The organism is Arthrobacter sp. StoSoilA2, assembly GCF_019977195.1.
Taxonomy (GTDB): domain Bacteria; phylum Actinomycetota; class Actinomycetes; order Actinomycetales; family Micrococcaceae; genus Arthrobacter.
Genome location: NZ_AP024643.1, coordinates 1,276,351 through 1,293,046, shown reverse-complemented (window position 1 = coordinate 1,293,046; position 16,696 = coordinate 1,276,351). Strand labels below are relative to the sequence as shown.

General features: G+C 59.5%; 20 protein-coding genes. 12 read left to right on the top strand and 8 right to left on the bottom strand.

Annotated elements, in window-relative coordinates; genetic code table 11:
• Positions 1-70 precede the first annotated feature (70 nt).
• Positions 71-319: a hypothetical protein gene (locus LDN82_RS06020; RefSeq protein ID WP_224166736.1), complete on the top strand. Its 249-nt coding sequence runs from the start codon at positions 71-73 to the stop codon at positions 317-319.
• Between the two features lie 35 nt (positions 320-354).
• Positions 355-816, top strand: coding sequence for a nucleoside phosphorylase (locus LDN82_RS06015; RefSeq protein WP_263422285.1), 462 nt, complete (start codon positions 355-357; stop codon positions 814-816).
• Positions 817-879: 63 nt separating this feature from the next.
• Here LDN82_RS06015 and LDN82_RS06010 read toward each other — a convergent pair whose 3' ends face one another.
• The 3 genes from LDN82_RS06010 to LDN82_RS06000 all read right to left on the bottom strand — a co-directional run bounded on the left by LDN82_RS06010 (position 880) and on the right by LDN82_RS06000 (position 3,917).
• Positions 880-1,224, bottom strand: coding sequence for a hypothetical protein (locus LDN82_RS06010; RefSeq protein WP_224166735.1), 345 nt, complete (start codon positions 1,222-1,224; stop codon positions 880-882).
• Positions 1,225-1,974: 750 nt separating this feature from the next.
• Complete coding sequence (locus LDN82_RS06005; protein ID WP_224166734.1) at positions 1,975-2,580, bottom strand: dihydrofolate reductase family protein; 606 nt, start codon at positions 2,578-2,580, stop codon at positions 1,975-1,977.
• A gap of 854 nt (positions 2,581-3,434) precedes the next feature.
• A complete protein-coding gene (locus LDN82_RS06000) occupies positions 3,435-3,917 on the bottom strand; it encodes an SHOCT domain-containing protein (RefSeq protein ID WP_224166733.1) in 483 nt (160 codons plus the stop codon).
• Positions 3,918-4,192: 275 nt separating this feature from the next.
• On the opposite strand from LDN82_RS06000, the gene LDN82_RS05995 reads away from it, so the two are divergent.
• Positions 4,193-4,621: a barstar family protein gene (locus tag LDN82_RS05995; RefSeq protein WP_224166732.1), complete on the top strand. Its 429-nt coding sequence runs from the start codon at positions 4,193-4,195 to the stop codon at positions 4,619-4,621.
• Between the two features lie 223 nt (positions 4,622-4,844).
• Here LDN82_RS05995 and LDN82_RS05990 read toward each other — a convergent pair whose 3' ends face one another.
• Entirely contained in the window at positions 4,845-5,732 is an 888-nt protein-coding gene (locus LDN82_RS05990) for a DUF695 domain-containing protein (RefSeq protein ID WP_224166731.1), read from the bottom strand.
• A 354-nt stretch (positions 5,733-6,086) separates the two neighbouring features.
• On the opposite strand from LDN82_RS05990, the gene LDN82_RS05985 reads away from it, so the two are divergent.
• From LDN82_RS05985 to LDN82_RS05955, 7 genes are all read left to right on the top strand, one after another.
• The gene (locus tag LDN82_RS05985) at positions 6,087-6,320 is read left to right on the top strand and encodes a hypothetical protein (protein WP_224166730.1); all 234 of its coding nucleotides are present in this window, start codon (positions 6,087-6,089) and stop codon (positions 6,318-6,320) included.
• A 267-nt stretch (positions 6,321-6,587) separates the two neighbouring features.
• Positions 6,588-6,998 (top strand): hypothetical protein, encoded by a 411-nt coding sequence (locus LDN82_RS05980; protein ID WP_224166729.1) that lies wholly within the window; start codon positions 6,588-6,590, stop codon positions 6,996-6,998.
• 337 nt (positions 6,999-7,335) lie between these two features.
• A complete protein-coding gene (locus tag LDN82_RS05975) occupies positions 7,336-7,773 on the top strand; it encodes a hypothetical protein (protein WP_224166728.1) in 438 nt (145 codons plus the stop codon).
• 67 nt (positions 7,774-7,840) lie between these two features.
• Positions 7,841-8,110 carry a cytidine deaminase gene (locus tag LDN82_RS05970; protein WP_224166727.1) on the top strand — a complete coding sequence of 90 codons (270 nt, stop codon included), beginning with the start codon at positions 7,841-7,843 and terminating at the stop codon, positions 8,108-8,110.
• A gap of 143 nt (positions 8,111-8,253) precedes the next feature.
• A complete protein-coding gene (locus LDN82_RS05965) occupies positions 8,254-8,607 on the top strand; it encodes an ASCH domain-containing protein (RefSeq protein WP_224166726.1) in 354 nt (117 codons plus the stop codon).
• 200 nt (positions 8,608-8,807) lie between these two features.
• Positions 8,808-9,542 carry a TIGR02391 family protein gene (locus LDN82_RS05960; RefSeq protein ID WP_224166725.1) on the top strand — a complete coding sequence of 245 codons (735 nt, stop codon included), beginning with the start codon at positions 8,808-8,810 and terminating at the stop codon, positions 9,540-9,542.
• 253 nt (positions 9,543-9,795) lie between these two features.
• Entirely contained in the window at positions 9,796-10,635 is an 840-nt protein-coding gene (locus LDN82_RS05955) for a hypothetical protein (protein ID WP_224166724.1), read from the top strand.
• A gap of 311 nt (positions 10,636-10,946) precedes the next feature.
• Here the strand turns inward: LDN82_RS05955 and LDN82_RS05950 are convergent, their stop codons facing one another.
• The 3 genes from LDN82_RS05950 to LDN82_RS05940 all read right to left on the bottom strand — a co-directional run bounded on the left by LDN82_RS05950 (position 10,947) and on the right by LDN82_RS05940 (position 12,477).
• Positions 10,947-11,309: a hypothetical protein gene (locus tag LDN82_RS05950; protein ID WP_224166723.1), complete on the bottom strand. Its 363-nt coding sequence runs from the start codon at positions 11,307-11,309 to the stop codon at positions 10,947-10,949.
• A 182-nt stretch (positions 11,310-11,491) separates the two neighbouring features.
• Positions 11,492-11,692 carry a hypothetical protein gene (locus tag LDN82_RS05945; RefSeq protein ID WP_224166722.1) on the bottom strand — a complete coding sequence of 67 codons (201 nt, stop codon included), beginning with the start codon at positions 11,690-11,692 and terminating at the stop codon, positions 11,492-11,494.
• Positions 11,693-11,937: 245 nt separating this feature from the next.
• A complete protein-coding gene (locus tag LDN82_RS05940) occupies positions 11,938-12,477 on the bottom strand; it encodes a hypothetical protein (RefSeq protein ID WP_224166721.1) in 540 nt (179 codons plus the stop codon).
• Positions 12,478-12,681: 204 nt separating this feature from the next.
• On the opposite strand from LDN82_RS05940, the gene LDN82_RS05935 reads away from it, so the two are divergent.
• A complete protein-coding gene (locus tag LDN82_RS05935) occupies positions 12,682-13,242 on the top strand; it encodes a suppressor of fused domain protein (protein ID WP_224167473.1) in 561 nt (186 codons plus the stop codon).
• Positions 13,243-13,464: 222 nt separating this feature from the next.
• Here LDN82_RS05935 and LDN82_RS05930 read toward each other — a convergent pair whose 3' ends face one another.
• Positions 13,465-14,313: an alpha/beta fold hydrolase gene (locus LDN82_RS05930; protein WP_224166720.1), complete on the bottom strand. Its 849-nt coding sequence runs from the start codon at positions 14,311-14,313 to the stop codon at positions 13,465-13,467.
• 416 nt (positions 14,314-14,729) lie between these two features.
• Here LDN82_RS05930 and LDN82_RS05925 point away from each other — a divergent pair, with 416 nt between their 5' ends.
• Entirely contained in the window at positions 14,730-15,944 is a 1,215-nt protein-coding gene (locus LDN82_RS05925) for a transposase family protein (RefSeq protein WP_224166719.1), read from the top strand.
• Positions 15,945-16,696: the final 752 nt, after the last annotated feature.

Below are 16,696 nucleotides of genomic sequence, written 5' to 3'. Positions count from 1 at the left end.
CACTAGCACGATGATCGACCGGGCTACGGGCAGGGCGCGCCGCCGTTCGGGGCCTTGTTAGTGTGCTTATGTGACGATTCCACTCGAAGAGTTCGACGACACCGACGACTCCGTGCACCGCCCGAGACCGATTCCCATCGACGGACGCTTTCCGGATACCGCAGTCCTGTGCTTCTTCCGCGAAGCAATCGAAGAAATACGCGAGCAAGGGCGGCTCGTCCAGATCGGGAAGTTCAGTGACGAGATCGGAGGCGCCGGCATCTTCGCGACTCCTGACCGCTGCGTCGCAGTATTCCACTCCGTGTCGGCGGCCCGCTGAGTGCACATTGCCTCGAGCAGGCGATCGCAAGCGGCGTGATAACCGTTCTCGCCATCGGCGGTGCCGGAGCCCTCGTCGAGGAGTTCAGCAGGAACGACGTAATGGTCGTGGAATCAGCGATCCGCGACGAGGGGACGTCAGTCCATTACCTCCCGCCTGGCCGCCGCGTCGACTTCGATCCCGACGAGGTCCAGCGGATTGTCAGCGGGCTCGGCCAGCACGGGATCTCCGCCCGGACGGGCATCACCTGGACCACGGATGCAGACTTCCGTGAGACACATGCCCGGGTCGAACGTCGTCGGGCTGAAGGGTGCGCCGCGGCGGAGATGGAAGCGGCATCGCTGGCAGCTGTGTGCCAGTTCCGCGGCGTCAAGTACGCGCACGTGCTATATAGCGGCGACGCGCTTCACGGGGAGTTCTGGTCTGAGAGGGCATGGACAACGTCCACCAGACGCGGCCAGCTCCTGGAAGCAGCGATCGCATTGCGCATGCAGTAGTCAGGCCGGCCCCGAATCCCCGGCTTCAAGTAGTCCGGTAGGGGATCCTCAACCGGACGCTTGTCACGAAATCTGCCGTGGCTCCGGGGTTTGCCATCGAGCGAAGAACTTGTCGATCTCGTCAGGAGATGATTTATCGACGGACAACCATTCTGCGGCTGCCTTGCGTCCGATCTCCTCGCATGCTTCCTCCGACGCCGGACCGGCTGGATTGTCGTAAAGGTCGCTGATTTCCAACCAGAGGGCATATGCTCCACCATCGTGGGAGGACCCTAGGAACTCGCGAATGAACTGCTCGGCCTCTTCCATGACCAGGTCGTAGACTTGCTCACGTTCGGCCTCTAGTACCTTGTTGGCGACGTAGGTCATTGCTTGTAAAAAGCGAGACTCACGGATGGCATCTTCCATGTAAGTTCCTGTCATTCGGTGGACTAGTTATCAGTCATCCGCCTAATTGGACCAGATGACCCGTTACCTAGCAGGACACGCCACTGACGCATCCGGCCCTTACAGCCACAGCTTTGCCCGTCAACCCGTCGTCCATGCACGCATCTTCTGGCACATTACTTCATGGACGAACCATTCCTCAGATAGGCCGCCAAGAGCGATCCATGACACCGCTTTGCACAGCGCCCGCTCAAGGATCGGCTTGCGGCCGGTCGTTGTCGAGGTGGCAGCACTGGGCAGGAAGTAGACAGGCAGCGCTAGAATCGCAGGTCTTATTCATACACTCTGGCCGCGAGTAGCATCTGGGCGATGAGCCGCCAGGAAGGTACGTCGGGGACTGGCTCCCCCAGGTTTGCGAAGTAACCATCCATGTCACGCGTCCAAGCTGACAACGCCTCCAGGAAGCTTTCGAGGTCGCCATTCTCCCAGCTTCCAGGATCTTGTCTTAGCGAAAGCCTGAATTGATCGATGAAGTCAGCCAAGTCTTGACGACTCAGGTTTGGGTCCAGATTCAATTCGGATGGCATGTCTAATGCAAGCACACGCCGTCCACGTTCTATGAAACAGCTGCACGTACGGATGTGCGGTGGAGGATCCCTCAGCGGACGCTCAGGGATTTTACTGCTGGCCCCGCTGGGGAGACCTAGCGATTCAGAATGGGCAGTAGCCTTTCAAGTAGCTGCCGACCAGTCTGGTTCCTTAGCTGTGTCATCAACTTGCTGAAGCGTATTCGGGGCGACCGCCCACGCTGTAGGTGAGGGCGATGATGCCGGTATCGAACACGCGGGACTCGATTAGGTTGAGTGCGAAGTCGAGGCCGTGCTCGGGGAGGAGGCGTTTTCCTTCGCCAACGATCACGGGAAACTGGACCAAGTTCAGTTCGTCGACCAGCTCGTTTTCGAGCAGCCAACGCGCGAGTGCCGCGCTGCCCACGACCAGTAGTTCGCCGCCGGGCTGCGCCTTGAGCTCGCGGACGCGGGCCGTGACATCGCCGGAGATGACTGTGCTCTGCTCCCATGTCGGGTCAGTCACGGTTCTGGAGACCAGGTATTTCGGTTTCGAGCTGATCGCCTCGCCGAAGCCGCCGTCGTCGCTGCGGGCCCCCCAGTATTTCTCGAACAGACCGTATGTCTTCCGGCCGAGCAGGAAGGCGTCCGGACGTTGCCAGGTGCCGAGGATATATTGGACGGCCGCATCATCGTTGAACGGGAGCGCCCACCCGCCGCGTGTGAAGCCGGGATCCATTTCCTCGTTGTTACCGCCGTTCGCCTGAGCGACACCGTCAAGGGTGACCTGCAGGCTGATGCTGAGTTTCATGATGAGTTCCCTTCCTTCATCAGTGAGGAGCCCGGGACTTTGCCGATCACGACAATGTCCGAGAGCGGGTGAGCTCGTTTGTCTGGCCCCTCTCGGGCGGGCCCACCACCACTCTAAATAGGTCCCTCCGTTGTTCAAATGGCTTCAGACATTCAGTGCAGACGACTTCTGAAGCTGACATCGGAACTGACGGGGAAGTGTCCCGCGTGGGTGCCCCTGTTCTAAATAAAGTGAGACGCCGCGGCGGTCTCATGCAGGGTAATGCCCGTTCGAGAATCCTTTACCGGACACCTTCTGCTGGAACGCATGTACTCCATGCGTTGCGCCATCGGGAGTTCGTGCAGCGAACGGCAATGAAGGTGGCGTGTTTGAGCACTCTTTGTGTGTCAGCTGCCTACCGCCCAGCCACGACATCACGACTTCGGGCTAGGAGGTCATTGCACTCCAGGCCCAATGTCCGCTGACCAGGCCAACGAGCAAACCCACGAGCAGTATCGAGCCGCCAGCAACGAGGAAACAGGTCGCCCCAATTCTTAGGGTCTGCAGTTTCTTGGCGAAGTAAGTCGGCTTCTGCTCTTCACGGAGAAAAACATGCCATTCGGTCGCCCACCGTGACAAAGTACGCGAAAGCGCATAGATGAAGAGTCCGAACATCATGCATGTCGCGCCCAAGAGCATTGGTCCGATCATGCTTTTCCTCTGTTGTTCTTCGTTGACTACTGCCAGAAAGTTGCCGGCGAGCGATCCTTCAGCGGACGTTGAGGAGGGATCCCCGCAGTTCGCAAATGGTGGCAGTCTTCGACCTACGCAGGTAGCCGCCATCGAGCACGGGCCAGCTACGACCGCTCCAGGGGTCACCCGTCGAGCAGCTTGGCCTTTTGTTGCTCGAATTCGCTCTGCGTCACGACCCCCTGATCGCGGAGCCGGGCGAGGTGCGCGAGTTCCGTCGCGACCGACTGCGCCGGTTCGTCTGGGGCGCCATGGGCGGCCGCGGTCATGGCAGAGATCCGGCGGGCGCGGTTCCACAGGACGAACCCGAGGCAAAACACCACGGCGCCCAGAGCGATCACCGCCCACCATAGCGCCGACCACTGCGAGGCGGACGCCTTGCACACCGACTCGAAGTCCGTCTGGCGGTAGTTAATGCTTGGCGATAAATCCTGCATTAATGCTTGGCGATAGTCCTCCGTCAGCGCCGACTTCTGATATGGGGAGAACGCGGCGTCGCAGTGCACACCGACGGGAACGGTGAACCCGCAGAAAATGCCAGCGGCCCCGATGCCTACGCCGAGGATGAAAGGCCAGAAAGGTCCCGGGAGCTTCTTTGGTGTTTCCATGGTGTCCCCCAACTTCTGCAAGTCGCCAGTCTATTTGTGAGCAGCCGTTTCAGTGCGCGAAGCTGCGCGATGTGTGGCTCATCCTATAACTACATCTAAAAAGTTGAACTGGATCTTTCATCAAGGTTTGCTCAGGGTTCGACCTGCCCGTTAGCCGATCCTCAAATGAGATAAGCAACGTTCAATGAGCCAGCGGCTAATGCCGCCTCGTTGGACGATAGGTGTCAGGTTGTCGACGCCCGATTGAAGGAGGGGCAGGGAATAGAGTTCCATCTATGGCAACCTGGGACCTGGCCGACGAGCTGAACCATCCGTTGGATTTTCTTTTGATTCAGAACGGCTTCATCAATTTGTTCTGTCGACAGGCGGTCCTCGATGATGCGATCTCATGGCTACGAAACCACAGCTATAAAGTCGTACAGGTTGACTCTGCTGCGTGGCAATCGCAGGGCGACTTGCACCGGGACATTGCCCGGGTTCTTGAGTTTCCCGATTACTACGGCTCGAACCTCAATGCCCTCAACGATTGTCTAAGCGACGTCGCCGTCCAATCCTATGGATGGTCCCCAGAGGACACCGGGCTAGTTCTGGTGATTGACGGGTATGAGGCTTTCGCGAGCAAGGATGCGACGACTGCCCATCTCCTTCTGGACATTTTTTCGCGAAGCAGGCAACTTACGCCGCTCTGTTCGGACACCGCATGATGTGTCTAGCTAGGACCGCGGATCCAGGGCTGCAGATCCCTCCGGTTGGGGGCGTCGCCGTTCTTGGAATCATCGCGAATTCCTGAGCGCCCGGTAAAGGATCCTTTAGCGTGCATCATCCTGGTGCCCGCTGGGTAAGGCTAACTTGGCGTACTCTCCGAGCCGCTCTGCGGCAAAGAACGTACAGGGCTGGGCCTGTTTGGACGGAGCACCTCCTGGCTCGTTATGAGTATTGGCGCAGATCCTTCCATCCCGGATCGAGTGCTTGTGCAGTGGCAGCGCCCACTGGGCGGGCAGCTGCTTCGATTGCCGCGTGTCCATTCTGGTCGTCGGAATCAGTGTAATAGTGGAGCACTCGGGTTCCGGTCGCTGTTTCGTGGGCCAATAGGATCCCTCGCGGCCCGGGTGCGGCAGTGATGTCGTCCTCGATTTGGCGGAGTCGGTTCAAAGCGGTTTCGGTTGGCAGGCCATCTTCTCGTTGGTCTGTATACGTGAGGCTCACCTCTGTATGGAGGTCAAAGAGCGGGTAATCGATCCACCGCAGCGGCCTACGGGCCATGACAACCATCCGCTCGCCAGCCGATGTCGTACCCTGCAGAAAGGCCCACTGGTCGGGTTGCGTCTGGGTAGTAAGCCTGTTGATGGCTTCGATGAGATCAGTTGCTGTAGCGGTGGCTACATCGGCGCTGGTGGTTGTGTTGATTGCTCCCACCCACCGTTCCACGCCGTCTTCACCCAGAAGCCAGTCAAGGAACAAGAAGGAGACCCGCAGAGGCTCATCCCCTAACATTTGGCCGAACAGAGGGTGGTAAACCTCGAGATCGATACATTCGCGCTGGTCATGCGCGTTTAGGCCGAACCGGATGTCCCGGAGCGGGAACTTAGTGCCGTTGATGTCCAGGACATTCTCGGTGACGCCGGGCACGGGCTGACGGGCCGAGGCGAAGTCCCAAACCTCGTCAGCGGAAGGTGCCGCGCGCAGCCATTGTGCGGCGACTCTGCGTAACGCAGCATCACCCTCAGCACTGACAACCAGAAGATGGTCCGAGCGATGACCGCGACCCGTGTCCCACGCCAGGTCAGGATGCACATTGGCGAGTTGCTGCGTCATGACGCTTGGCAGATCGTCCCAGTCCCCCGTCTGCACGGCGATGCCGAAACGGTCTCTCCCCTCAGCGGTCCACCATTGCCAGAAAGCGCTAATTGGATGTACTGGGGTCGGAGTGCCCTTGCGCCGAAAAATTCCCATATCTACCTCTGCTTGGGCGGCACGATAAGCCGCAAGGCAGAATCTACCGGAAAATCCTGACAGATTTCCCCTTAAGGTCACACTCGTCTCCACAGCCGCCCGTAAGCCGATCCTTTACCGGACGGGTGGAGAGCTGTGCGGTTCGAGGTATAGGAATAGGGCACACTGCTCTGATGGCAACTCAGTACTACCGGAGGCCGTGGAACGAGTCCCGAGGTGACCAGTATTCCTCTTGGGGTCCCGCCACTTATTACTTCGAAGTCGGTGACGACGGCCGCCCGTCGCCAGATCGAGGTTTACGATTCTGGCCCGACTCTTCGTTATGACCGTGGACCTGTAGAGGACGATTTTGGTCTTCTGGCGCAGGAGCCGCTGGCTCCGCTGGACGAGTGGCAGCCATGGGCTATTACCGAGGCAGAGTTTGAACAGGCGTGGCATGACCTGCCCTAGTTCACTGCGTGTGTCCCTAAGGGATCCCTGAACGGGCGCTGATATGCGCCGTGACCCTGACCTGCCTTCACGACTCGACTGACTACGAGGAACCAGTAATCGACCGCGTCCGGAGTCATGCGCTGGACACCGCCGCCCAAGGCCTAGACCATAACCCGGAACGTTGCAATGGTTCGCGACGCGTCTGCCGTCGGGGAATCTACTGCTTCCAACGTCCCCGGCACTAGTCTGACGCTAGGAAATTCACCTGGATCCGGGAGCGAGCTCATGAATGAACGCAAGGCCGCCTTCACCGTCGCATTCCCGGAGGCAAGGAAACCCAGAACTGCCGGCACTCTAGCTTCAGTATTCCTCTTCGTGACCTGGATGCACATTGGTGTGGCAATGTTCGGGCCACCAGGATTTTCGGGCCTTCCTTGGATGACCGTCTCGGCCATCCCCTTTGCACTTTCTCTGGCATGTTCCATTTATGGAAGGCGGAAGCAGAAAGAGCTTGCACCCATCATCAATCACCGATTCGCAAAAGAGTTCGTCGCGCACACCAAGGATGCCTACCCGCAGGACGTGGACATCTTGACGGTGCAGCGATCCATAGCCGTCAAGAGGGATGACGGCTCTGTATTTCTCTGGGGCGTCGACTGGAAGAAAGACGCCTTCAACGTGTTTCCCATGAGCTGAAACCGCGACACAACGTCAACTAGGCAACAAGCCGGCAAGGATTTCCAGCACCCCCGATAGCCGATCGCTGAGCGGGCGCAACCGAAGGTAGTGTGGGCCTCAAAGGAGGCCTCCCGTGTGTGCCCTAAGTCATATAGCGGAAAGTCAACTGGCGGTGCGCCTTGCGCAATCACTCGATCCTACCGGCCAAAGAGTGACATCACTCGTCCCGCCTAGTTACGAGCGATACGTTCGGATTCTCAACCCGATTGAAAGTTACAACGGCTCGGTGAACATGTGGTCGGACATCGTAAGACGCGCAAACCTCAAGACGACTCCGTGGATGCAATGGGGTGAAGTGACGAGCCACCCCGACGCCTTGCCCGCCAATAATGAGCAACCCGAGATGGGCAGTCCCCATCCGACGGTCGCCCAAGCGCTGATACGCGTTCTGGACGTCGGATCGGGCCGCTATAACTTCGCATCATGGGAAGGCTACTCAGGGGAAAACGGCAAGGCCGTGATCCATTTCTCTCCAGTCAATCGAGGCATGGTCTTGTACTCCGGCAAGCTACTCGATGAAAAGGGGACCCCGGTTATTCCGACTACCGATAGCGGCCGCATTCCCATGTATTGGTGGCCAGATGATCTGCACTGGTGCATAGGCCAGGACATATACGCCCGAAGCCTCATGATCGGCTGTGATCAACTGACCGCCAGCAAGATCCTGGCGGACCAGGATCTAGACGCATATCTCGTCCAAGAAACAGACGCCGTGCCGTCAGAGGACCTTTGATTGGGCCCGCCCATGCGTCCGGTGAAGGATCGACTATCGGGCGCCTTGAGGCTCGCTCAGCCGTGGCATGCTGGTACTCATCCAACCCCTGGACATGGAACGGCGCGTCATTGAGGCAGCAGAGGTGCTGGCTCGGTCGCTGGGTAGCGACCCGAACCACACCGTGGCGGCCGCCGCCATGGATACCAACGGTCGGATACATACAGCTGTGAATGTTCATCACTTCACGGGTGGGCCCTGCGCGGAGCTTGTGGCGTTGGGCGTTGCCGCAACCGTTGGAGCTGGTCCATTGGTCGCGATGGCAGCCGCCGGCGATGGAGGACGTGGTCTGATCTAGCCGTGTGGCCGTTGTCGGCAGGTGATGCTCGATCTGCACCCCGATATTCTCGTCGCGGTCCCACCGACGCTGGCCCCCAGATGCGCCCCATCACCAGGCTTCTTTCGGACACATACTTCTTTCCAGATGCTCAGGCCGAGCGAGTGTTCCGCTTTAACCGGCGCTACTTCGACGCGGTTGCAGGCGGCCTGAAAACCTCTTCTGTCCGTTGGGATGAGCGGGTTGCAGTTGGTCCTGCGATTTTCTACTTCGAAGATGATGCGGCGTGTCCGCCGCTGCGCGGGGAGATCCTTGAGATCCAGCGGTATCGGATCAATGACCTGACTCCCGAACGGCTCCGCCTTTGGGACGGTGGAACGGTGGAGGGATACCTCGAAGGTCTTCGACGGCACTACCCGGCTATGCCGGCCGACGCGTTCGTCGACGTCGTCGATTTTCATGTAGCTCCGTCCGACTCCGCTCATCCTGACGAAGCACAGAACACCACCGCCCGGTAAAGGATCCTTCACCGGGCACGTTAGCGTCCGTTGAGCCACCGGCTTACGGACAAGCACCGAGTGCCACGCTTGGAGTGTGGATTCATCGCCGACCAGGTGATTTCAAGACTGGCCCCTACCCCTTGGGCCTGCCGTTCCTTTTCCTCGCTCGATGTCGAGTCCTTGTAAAACATGTCGGCATGACACGGCAGGATGGTTCAATGAGCAAGCTGAACCCTGAGTGGGCGATCAAAGAGATTGACCAGTTCCTTCATGTGACCGACCAGGTCGCGTACGACAATAACGGCGGCGGTGTCTTCATTGTTGGAACGCACATGCGCGGATCGCAGACTGAGGCATCGCAGCGCGCGCACGTAGTGGAGCAAATTCTTGATCGTGCTCTGCCGGGCTGGAGACAGGAACGGCCAGGAAAAGACGGGTCATTTAGGTGGCTCCGAGACCAAGCCTCTAGAGCCAAGGCCGCGTTACAAAGGGCAGCAGATCTCGCTGAAAACCTTGGAGATAACGCCCCGGACATGGACGCAGCCAATCTTCATCCTTGGGCGTGGGAAAACGGCAGGTCTTACTGGAACACGGGGCACTTTCACCAGGCTGTAATGCAGGCTGCGATCCGCATCAATGCTGAGACTCAAGCAAAGCTAGGACGCATGGATGTGTCGGAGACGGCGCTGTTCAACGAAGCATTCTCGCTGGATGCGCCGAAAGGTGGCGCACCGCGGCTCCGACTCACAAAGGACGACGGCGGAAGGACATATCAGAACCTCCATCGAGGTGCTCGATCCTTTGCTGATGGCCTCTACACAGCAATCCGTAACCCTGGCATGCATCAGCCCCAGGAAAGCGATGGAGGCGAAGAGCAACTTGCTCTTGAACGGCTAGCAGCCTTCAGTCTTCTAGCACGTTGGATAGACCAGGCTGACGTCGATAGCCTGTGACAGCATGCAAAGGGTCCCTCGTCTGCCGCCGAAGCACGGCTAGGTGTAGGGATCACTCTCAGGCGTCACCGGAAAGAGCTGAGGCAGACAGTGGTGGACGTCCCATGGCCAACTAACGGCGCTCCCTCGACGACCTCAAAGACTGTCGCGAACGCATACAGGACGGCTAAAGTTCTCTCGCAGCTCGGCTCCGGCAGCTAGTTTGACCACACCATGGAATTCGACTCACTCACCCAGCCGTAAAGAAGGAAAAATGGCTAGAAAGAATTTCGACGTCGAAGTTCCCGACGGACAACATCTCGGGTTCTCCCGAGACACTGACGGAGCATATCGTGCGCATCTCTTTGATAATGAAACGAATGGTCTCGTCGGTCATGCTGAGCTGTTCGAAACCGACGAAGAAAGCGTCCGTGAGCCGTGTGTTGAGTACGTATACGTTTCAGAACAAGCCTCGGGCGAGAGGCGGGAGCTTACAGACGATGAATTAGCTGAGTTACTCGGGGCCCTGGTGGGTCTAGGAATCATCGTGGCGGCGTTTGCAGCGGAGGCGGCCCCGCACCTGAAGAAGTGGTGGCAGGATACGGCCGCGCCAGTCATTAGGTCGGCGAGGAACAAAGCTGTTCGGACCTTATATGCTCCTTGGAAAAACGTGGCCACGAAATGGAAAGCGACCCCGCCTAAAGCTTCCCAAGTAATCCTCCCCGATGCCGAGGCGGCCCCCCAAACGCCGTCAACTGAACTAGAAGTAGCCTTCCAAAAATATCGGGCCTCTATGGGCAGCACCGAGGCAAGGGAGCGTTTCGTCTCTGCGCTCATTGCACGAGCATTCAGCGACGAACAGATGAGAGTACTGCGGAATGCCCGCATCGAAGACGATGCTGGCCCGGCTGATTTGCGAACAGCAGTGGAGACGCTTACAATGCAGCAGGTGGGTGAGACCATCAATTTAATGATTGAGAAGAATCCATCCCTACTCACTCAGGCCTCACTTATCGAGTTGAGGACGATCCTCGGAGGAAACCAGGTCGATGGTCGTTCCACGCCCCTGATTCTGGGCTTGTCGCCTCTGAAAGGTGAACACGAATCGTCTTAGGCCTTGAGACTTGAGAGTCTAATCAGCGTTGGTTTGAGGGCGATCGTCTATTTTCGGCATTCAGCGCCTCGGAGCATGGAGCTGCTTTACCTACTGAGCGAGGCGTCTCTCGGCTCGGGACCGCCACGCTCCGCGCAGAACATCGGCCAGTACCCGGGCACTTACGCCGCTAGCCGCATAGAATTGGCGCCCATAAGGCGGTGGCTCTCCGGACGCTCCAAGCGCGCGTTGAAGGATCCTCTATCGGGTCCCGATTGAAGGGTATTGCAGCGGTCGGTCCTGCCGTGGATTCCATTGACCCATGGTCTTTGTCATGACGAGCGCACGAAAGCCACGGCGAGGGACACAGCTACAAACAGGGTGCCAACGACCATGAAGCCTGCGCCTCCCAGGCGAAGAAAAGCGCGTAGCACCGATCCGGGGCCCACAGCCCCGAGCCTGGCAGCAGCTGAAGCCGAACCACGGTAGTCTGTGGCCAGAATCGCACCTAGGAAGAACGCGGCTAGCCCAACCACCCCGAAAGCAAACGGAACCGCCACCCTCAACACATCCGGGACTGCCCGCGGAGCTGCTGACAGACCTAGGATGGCGACCAGGATGGCACCAAAATTCGTCAGCCTCGCCACACGCAGCGGGATCGGAAGAAGCCCTAAAGTCTTCAGGTATTTCCCCATTGCCGTTCCTCCATCACTTGCCTTGGCCAGCCTCCGCATTCTCCCCCCTAAGAAGGCCGCCCTCGAGCCAACCATGAGTCACCATTGATCACGAAACTATTCGGACGAGAGGCCGCACACTGAAGGTTCGGCCTACAGGAATCGGATGCAGGACCAGATAGAGGCGGCGCATCTGAGTTAGGTCATTGGCTGCTGCTCCTGCGGCGTCTGTGGATCCAAAGGTTTCGGGCAACCTCAATGAGCACGAAGACAATCACGATTGTTCCCACCATCGCCGCAAAATTTGGATGATTCGGACGGAACATGAAGGACATGACCAGTACCGTCACGCCGATGCTAACAATCAGGCCCACGATGGATCCGATGATTTCTCGTTTAGTCATAAAGCCCCTTGGAGCCGGACAGCAGACGGCTTGGTGCGTTCTTGCGAGAAGCATATTCTCATGCCGCCCTACATGAAACGAGAGCGCCCGCAGAAGGTTCCGAAAACGCAACGGAGAAGCATTGAGGGCGGCTATCGACTCGCGGGCGTTTGAGGGCGCCCGGTTGCGGATCGGCTTGCGTGCTCAAGCAGCGGCACAGTTGGAGGCCGAAGAATCCGTGGATTGAGTGCTTTCCGTTCTGCCGGCTATTCATCGTGCTCCTGCGCGCCACCTCCTGCGGAGTGCAGTGACCTCTTGCCCAGGGCTACCAGGATCATCCAGAGAGCCAAGGCAGCAGCGCCGACGAGTGTGAGGGCGGCGCTTACCTCGGGGATGGCAGACGCCGGCTCGTCGAGTCTGCACGCGAACCAGGTGACGCCGATGAAGCCAAGCCAATAAGTCAGGAACGAAAACCCCAAGAGCGGCATGGCTGGTGCGGCTTCGCTCAATCCCTTGAGGTCGTTGTGCCTGAAGAGACTCAGAATCTTCCCGTAATCGGGGTCGGGCCCAGTCAGGGAGTTCACCGCGAAAATGAGGCCGAGGATGATGGAAGCCCCGAGCCCGAAGGCTAGCAGCCCGAGGCGCCCCGATGGTGGAGCCATGGCAAATAGCACCGCGGTGGTGCTGCTGGATAGCGCATCTGTGATGAGCACACCCAGGATGGTCAGGTTGGTCGCGGCGCAGATGCCGACGGCGACCCGCCCGATCACCGGAGTTGCCCCGACGTCTGACTCTGAGTCCCCCATGGCTGAAAGTTTAGGCTCTGCACCGCTATTGGTTGGGTTCTGCCAGTTGAGGGATAGATTGCTGCCGGTGACCATGACGGGACAACGTCCGGTAGCCGGTGGCCCACCGTACGCTACAGCGCGCGATTGGGGATCCACTTACGAACACACAACCTCAGTGCAGACGGCTTCTGACGTACGGTGGCCCCATGAGGTCAACAATTGATGTATGAATCAGTCGGAGCGTATCTGCTCTCCCGCTGGGGTTACCCAGCAGGGCGAATCAGGTTCGACCTCGAAGGACTTTCCATCCAGGTGTGGAAATGGGATGACGCGGCCACAGGAGAGGGAGTCGACGTATACGTGACCATAGGCGCCGCCATGTGTGCTCCTGGCAACAGCCCGGGCGCGGTAGGTCACCGTGCGGAGTTCCTGTTGGGCCTGCGGCCGGGGCAAGACGCAGTGGCCAGTGCATTCGCAGCCCTAGGTCTTTACGGGCGGCGGAGCGGTGCCATATTGGGGGACGGACACACCGTTCCGTCGGACGGTCCGCTCTGGCCTGGAACGGAAATGATGGCGTTCCTGGTCCGTGAGCAGGCAGCGATAATTCCGACTGTCCAATTATCGGATGGGTCGCACGTCCACTTTCTCCAAGCTCTTCCGCTGCACGAATCCGAACTGTTGTACAAGCGCCGACACGGGATGGATGCCCTGATGGCGCACTGGGAAAAACGCCTCGTGCCTTTCTGGGACTCTGAGCGGGGGCCTGACGCTCCGATGTTCTAACTTCGGGAGTGGCGCGTTGAGGGATCGTCTTACGTGCGCCCGGTGCGATACCGAGCGATCACAAAACTCAATAGGTGGGATCAAGTCACAACCTTGGGGAAGTGTCCCCGCTTGGAATGTACTGGTTCGAAGGAATGGGACACCACCAACATCGGTTGTGGGTGCTGCAAACCTTCGGACCTATCGGTGGGAACCGATAGGTCCGAAGCGGGATACTGCCTGCTACATGCACTGCGGGCGATACGTTGGATCTGCGGGGCCGCTCTGGAGGAGCGCGTTGGAGACGAGGGACCACACGTTCGGATCGTTAGGAGATTGATCGTGTTCGAAAGTGTCGAGAGGGCAGTAGTCCTGGAGCCCAAGGTTGGACACTTGCTTCCCCGGCCCAACAAGAGCCTGGCTCGTGTAAGGGGTAACGATCTCGTCGTAACGGGTTGAGATGACGGTGTAGGACGGGCCGGGTACGGTGTCGCCGATCGAGTTGAGCTCGGCCATGAACGCCGACCCGGCATGCTGGTCCGCGCACGCCTGGCACAGGGTGCTCGTTGCGGTCGTGTCGAGAATCATCCCCGCGGGCGACGGCGCGATGAGACCTTGAGTGCCATGGCTCGACGGCGCAATGCCGACGAGGTGGTGCACATACTTGGCGCCGCCGAGGAAGCCGATGTAGTACCGCGGCATCATCCCGCCTTGGCTGTGCCCGACCAGATCGACCTTCTTCGCACCCGTCGCGCCGAGAACTGATTTCACGAACGTCGCAAGCTCAGCTGCGGAGTTCCGAATTGCCCCGCTGGCGGGGACACCGTTGGCCACCCCATAGTTGAGCGCGAAGACGCAGTACCCCTGGCCCTTGAGCACTGGCGAAAGCAGCGCCCAGTTCTTGTACATTGTCTCGAACGTCCCCGGGACGAGGACCACCGGATATGGATGCACGCTCGAAGGCTTGCACGTCCAGTCATTGGCTCCGGGCGGGTCTGGCGAGATCGAGTCGGCCTGAGCCGCGGGAGCGGCGAAGAGTCCAATCATGAGCGCCGCAGCGGCGAGGACGGCGGTGAGTCGGAATCGGCGCATGGCCTGCCTTTCTCTTGGCCGCGAACCCCTATGTCCGCGGCATCCCTAGTTACTTTGCAGTAACTTACCGGCGGGTTGCAATAGGGTGCGAACATCTTGAGAAAACGTGCACACCTCACGCGGACCGGGTCTGCCGCACAAGCGCCCGTATACCGATCTTCACTGGGCGGCGCAGTAATCAGCAGCGCAGCAGGGTCCAGTAGAAGTCATTAACGCCGGCCTCGGCGGACCATGATCAAGGCAGCGAAGGCCATTGCATAGGCTGCCAGAATGAGGGTCCAACGGCAAGCCCACGCGTTGACTCATCAAAGATGCCCGCGTAGCGGTATTCGAGGAATCATTTGAGAATGCCCGCGTAGCGGTGTCCGCCGGGGCTGGTGTCCGCCGCTTCGGCAGTGTGAGCCATGGAGCTTTCGATGAGTGAACGCAGGGCTGTCACCAAGGCGATTGCCACCCGTTATGCCCGCTCGGACCGGGCGGCGAAGAAACAGGTTCTGAACGAGTTGTGCGCGACGACGGGCTGGCACCGGGACCATGCCCGGAAGGCTTTGCGGCAGGCTCTGGTGTTGAAACCGGTCCGGCCGCGGGCGCCGCGGCCTCCGCTCTACGGGGAGCCGGTGATCGAGGCGCTGCGGTTCTGCTGGGCGGTGCAGGGGACCCCGTGCGGGCGGCTGCTCGCAGCGGCCCTGCCTGATCTGGTGCCACGCCTGCGCCGGTTCAACGAGCTGCAGATCGATGACAGCACGGCGGCGCAATTACTGCGTATCGCACCGGCGACCATTGACCGCCGGCTCAAGCCGGACCGGGCAAAACTCGATCCCCGGGGCCGGTCCCACACCAAGCCCGGGACACTGCTGAAAGACTCCATCCCGATGCGGACCTGGGCCGAATGGGACGACGCGGTGCCCGGGTTCGTGGAAATCGATCTGGTGGGCCACGAGGTGGCAACCGGGGCGAGTTCTGTTTCACGCTGGATATCACCGACATTGCAACGGGCTGGACCGAGACCAGATCGGTGCGGGAACAAGGCCCAGAAATGGGTTTTCGCGGCCATCAAAGACGCGACCGCCGCGTTCCCGTTCCCCATCCTTGGCATCGATTCCGATAACGGCACGGAGTTCATCAACTGGGAGCTGCTGGCCTGGTGCGAACAGGAGAGCCTAACGTTCACCCGATCCCGCTCCGGGAACAAGAACGACGGGGCGCACGTGGAACAGAAGAACTGGCACATCGTCCGCCAGACCGTCGGCTACCACCGCTACGACACCGCCGCCGAACTGGAACTCTTGAACCTGATCTGGGCGCTGCAGCGGCTGCTGACGAACCATTTCGGACCGCAACAGAAACTCCTCGCGAAGGTCCGGACCGGGGCGAAGATCACCAAGACCTACGACGCGCCCGCGACGCCCTACCAACGTGTCCTGGCCGATACCGGCACTGTCTCACGGGACGTGAAAACAAGGCTGCGTCGTGAAAACAAGCCCTTGAGTCCGGCCGCCATCCAGCGCCAGATCCAGGCCCTCAGCGCCGACCTCCTGACCCTGACCACCGCCAAACGCGCAGCCAAACCCCAACCAACCCTCCGGGCAAAACCAAATGATTCCACGAATCAACCCAGACGGGCATCTTGACATGATTCTTCGGGGCCCAGCTTTCCTTGTTTACCGCGGTAATCGTGGCATTGCGACAAGTATCCCGACGGGAGAAGGCACAGAACGTTTCCCACAGGGGCGTCCCGTAAGCAGGTGGCTCAGTCGGACGATGCGTCCGATGAGGGCTCCAAACGGTCGTCTTTCTGCAGGAGTAGAGGAACCGGTGGGGAGAGACGGCCTGTCATCCGCTAGTCGAAACGTGGAGCTCGTCATCTCACACCCAGGTGGTGGCTCGCTTCTATAGAGCGGGCAGGGCGGGACGCGACTCCGGCTTGTCCACAAAAAAGTCCGCAACCGCGTAGTTGCCTATCAGTCTTGCCGAACCCAATGGGCTCTGGCCGCTTCGGCTGATATGCAGGGGGTCGGCTCACCGAGAACGCAGAAGAGCGATGAGTTCACCGCTGCCCTTCGAATTGAATACGGCCGTGAAGAGCGGTGCGTTTCCGAACGTTTTTCGATATCAACGGACGCGCCAGCTTCAAGCAAGGCAGCGGCGGCCGCCAGCGAGTACTCCTGGGCGGCGAAATGCAGCGGCGTGAGGCCCTGCTCGTCTTGAACGTCCGGGTGCGAGCCTTGCCTGATGAGATTTCCAATAGCTGAAACATCATCATCTAGAGCTGCGTAATGCGTCAACCAGTGAATACCGCTGCATCACGGCACCTTTGGGCGAGGCGACCACGGGCTCGATAAGTTGTAGGTTCGTCGGCACCACCCCATCGGCTAACACCTTC

Coding starts and splice junctions, on each gene's coding strand:
- LDN82_RS05955 (WP_224166724.1), top strand. CDS start 9,796: ATGGCTAGAAAGAATTTCGACGTCGAAGTTCCCGACGGACAACATCTC.
- LDN82_RS05970 (WP_224166727.1), top strand. CDS start 7,841: ATGCTGGTACTCATCCAACCCCTGGACATGGAACGGCGCGTCATTGAG.
- LDN82_RS05990 (WP_224166731.1), bottom strand. CDS start 5,732: ATGACGCAGCAACTCGCCAATGTGCATCCTGACCTGGCGTGGGACACG.
- LDN82_RS06005 (WP_224166734.1), bottom strand. CDS start 2,580: ATGAAACTCAGCATCAGCCTGCAGGTCACCCTTGACGGTGTCGCTCAG.
- LDN82_RS05980 (WP_224166729.1), top strand. CDS start 6,588: ATGAATGAACGCAAGGCCGCCTTCACCGTCGCATTCCCGGAGGCAAGG.
- LDN82_RS05960 (WP_224166725.1), top strand. CDS start 8,808: ATGAGCAAGCTGAACCCTGAGTGGGCGATCAAAGAGATTGACCAGTTC.
- LDN82_RS05940 (WP_224166721.1), bottom strand. CDS start 12,477: ATGGGGGACTCAGAGTCAGACGTCGGGGCAACTCCGGTGATCGGGCGG.
- LDN82_RS05995 (WP_224166732.1), top strand. CDS start 4,193: ATGGCAACCTGGGACCTGGCCGACGAGCTGAACCATCCGTTGGATTTT.
- LDN82_RS05930 (WP_224166720.1), bottom strand. CDS start 14,313: ATGCGCCGATTCCGACTCACCGCCGTCCTCGCCGCTGCGGCGCTCATG.
- LDN82_RS05935 (WP_224167473.1), top strand. CDS start 12,682: ATGTATGAATCAGTCGGAGCGTATCTGCTCTCCCGCTGGGGTTACCCA.
- LDN82_RS06010 (WP_224166735.1), bottom strand. CDS start 1,224: ATGGAAGATGCCATCCGTGAGTCTCGCTTTTTACAAGCAATGACCTAC.
- LDN82_RS06000 (WP_224166733.1), bottom strand. CDS start 3,917: ATGGAAACACCAAAGAAGCTCCCGGGACCTTTCTGGCCTTTCATCCTC.
- LDN82_RS05950 (WP_224166723.1), bottom strand. CDS start 11,309: ATGGGGAAATACCTGAAGACTTTAGGGCTTCTTCCGATCCCGCTGCGT.
- LDN82_RS05945 (WP_224166722.1), bottom strand. CDS start 11,692: ATGACTAAACGAGAAATCATCGGATCCATCGTGGGCCTGATTGTTAGC.
- LDN82_RS05925 (WP_224166719.1), top strand. CDS start 14,730: ATGAGTGAACGCAGGGCTGTCACCAAGGCGATTGCCACCCGTTATGCC.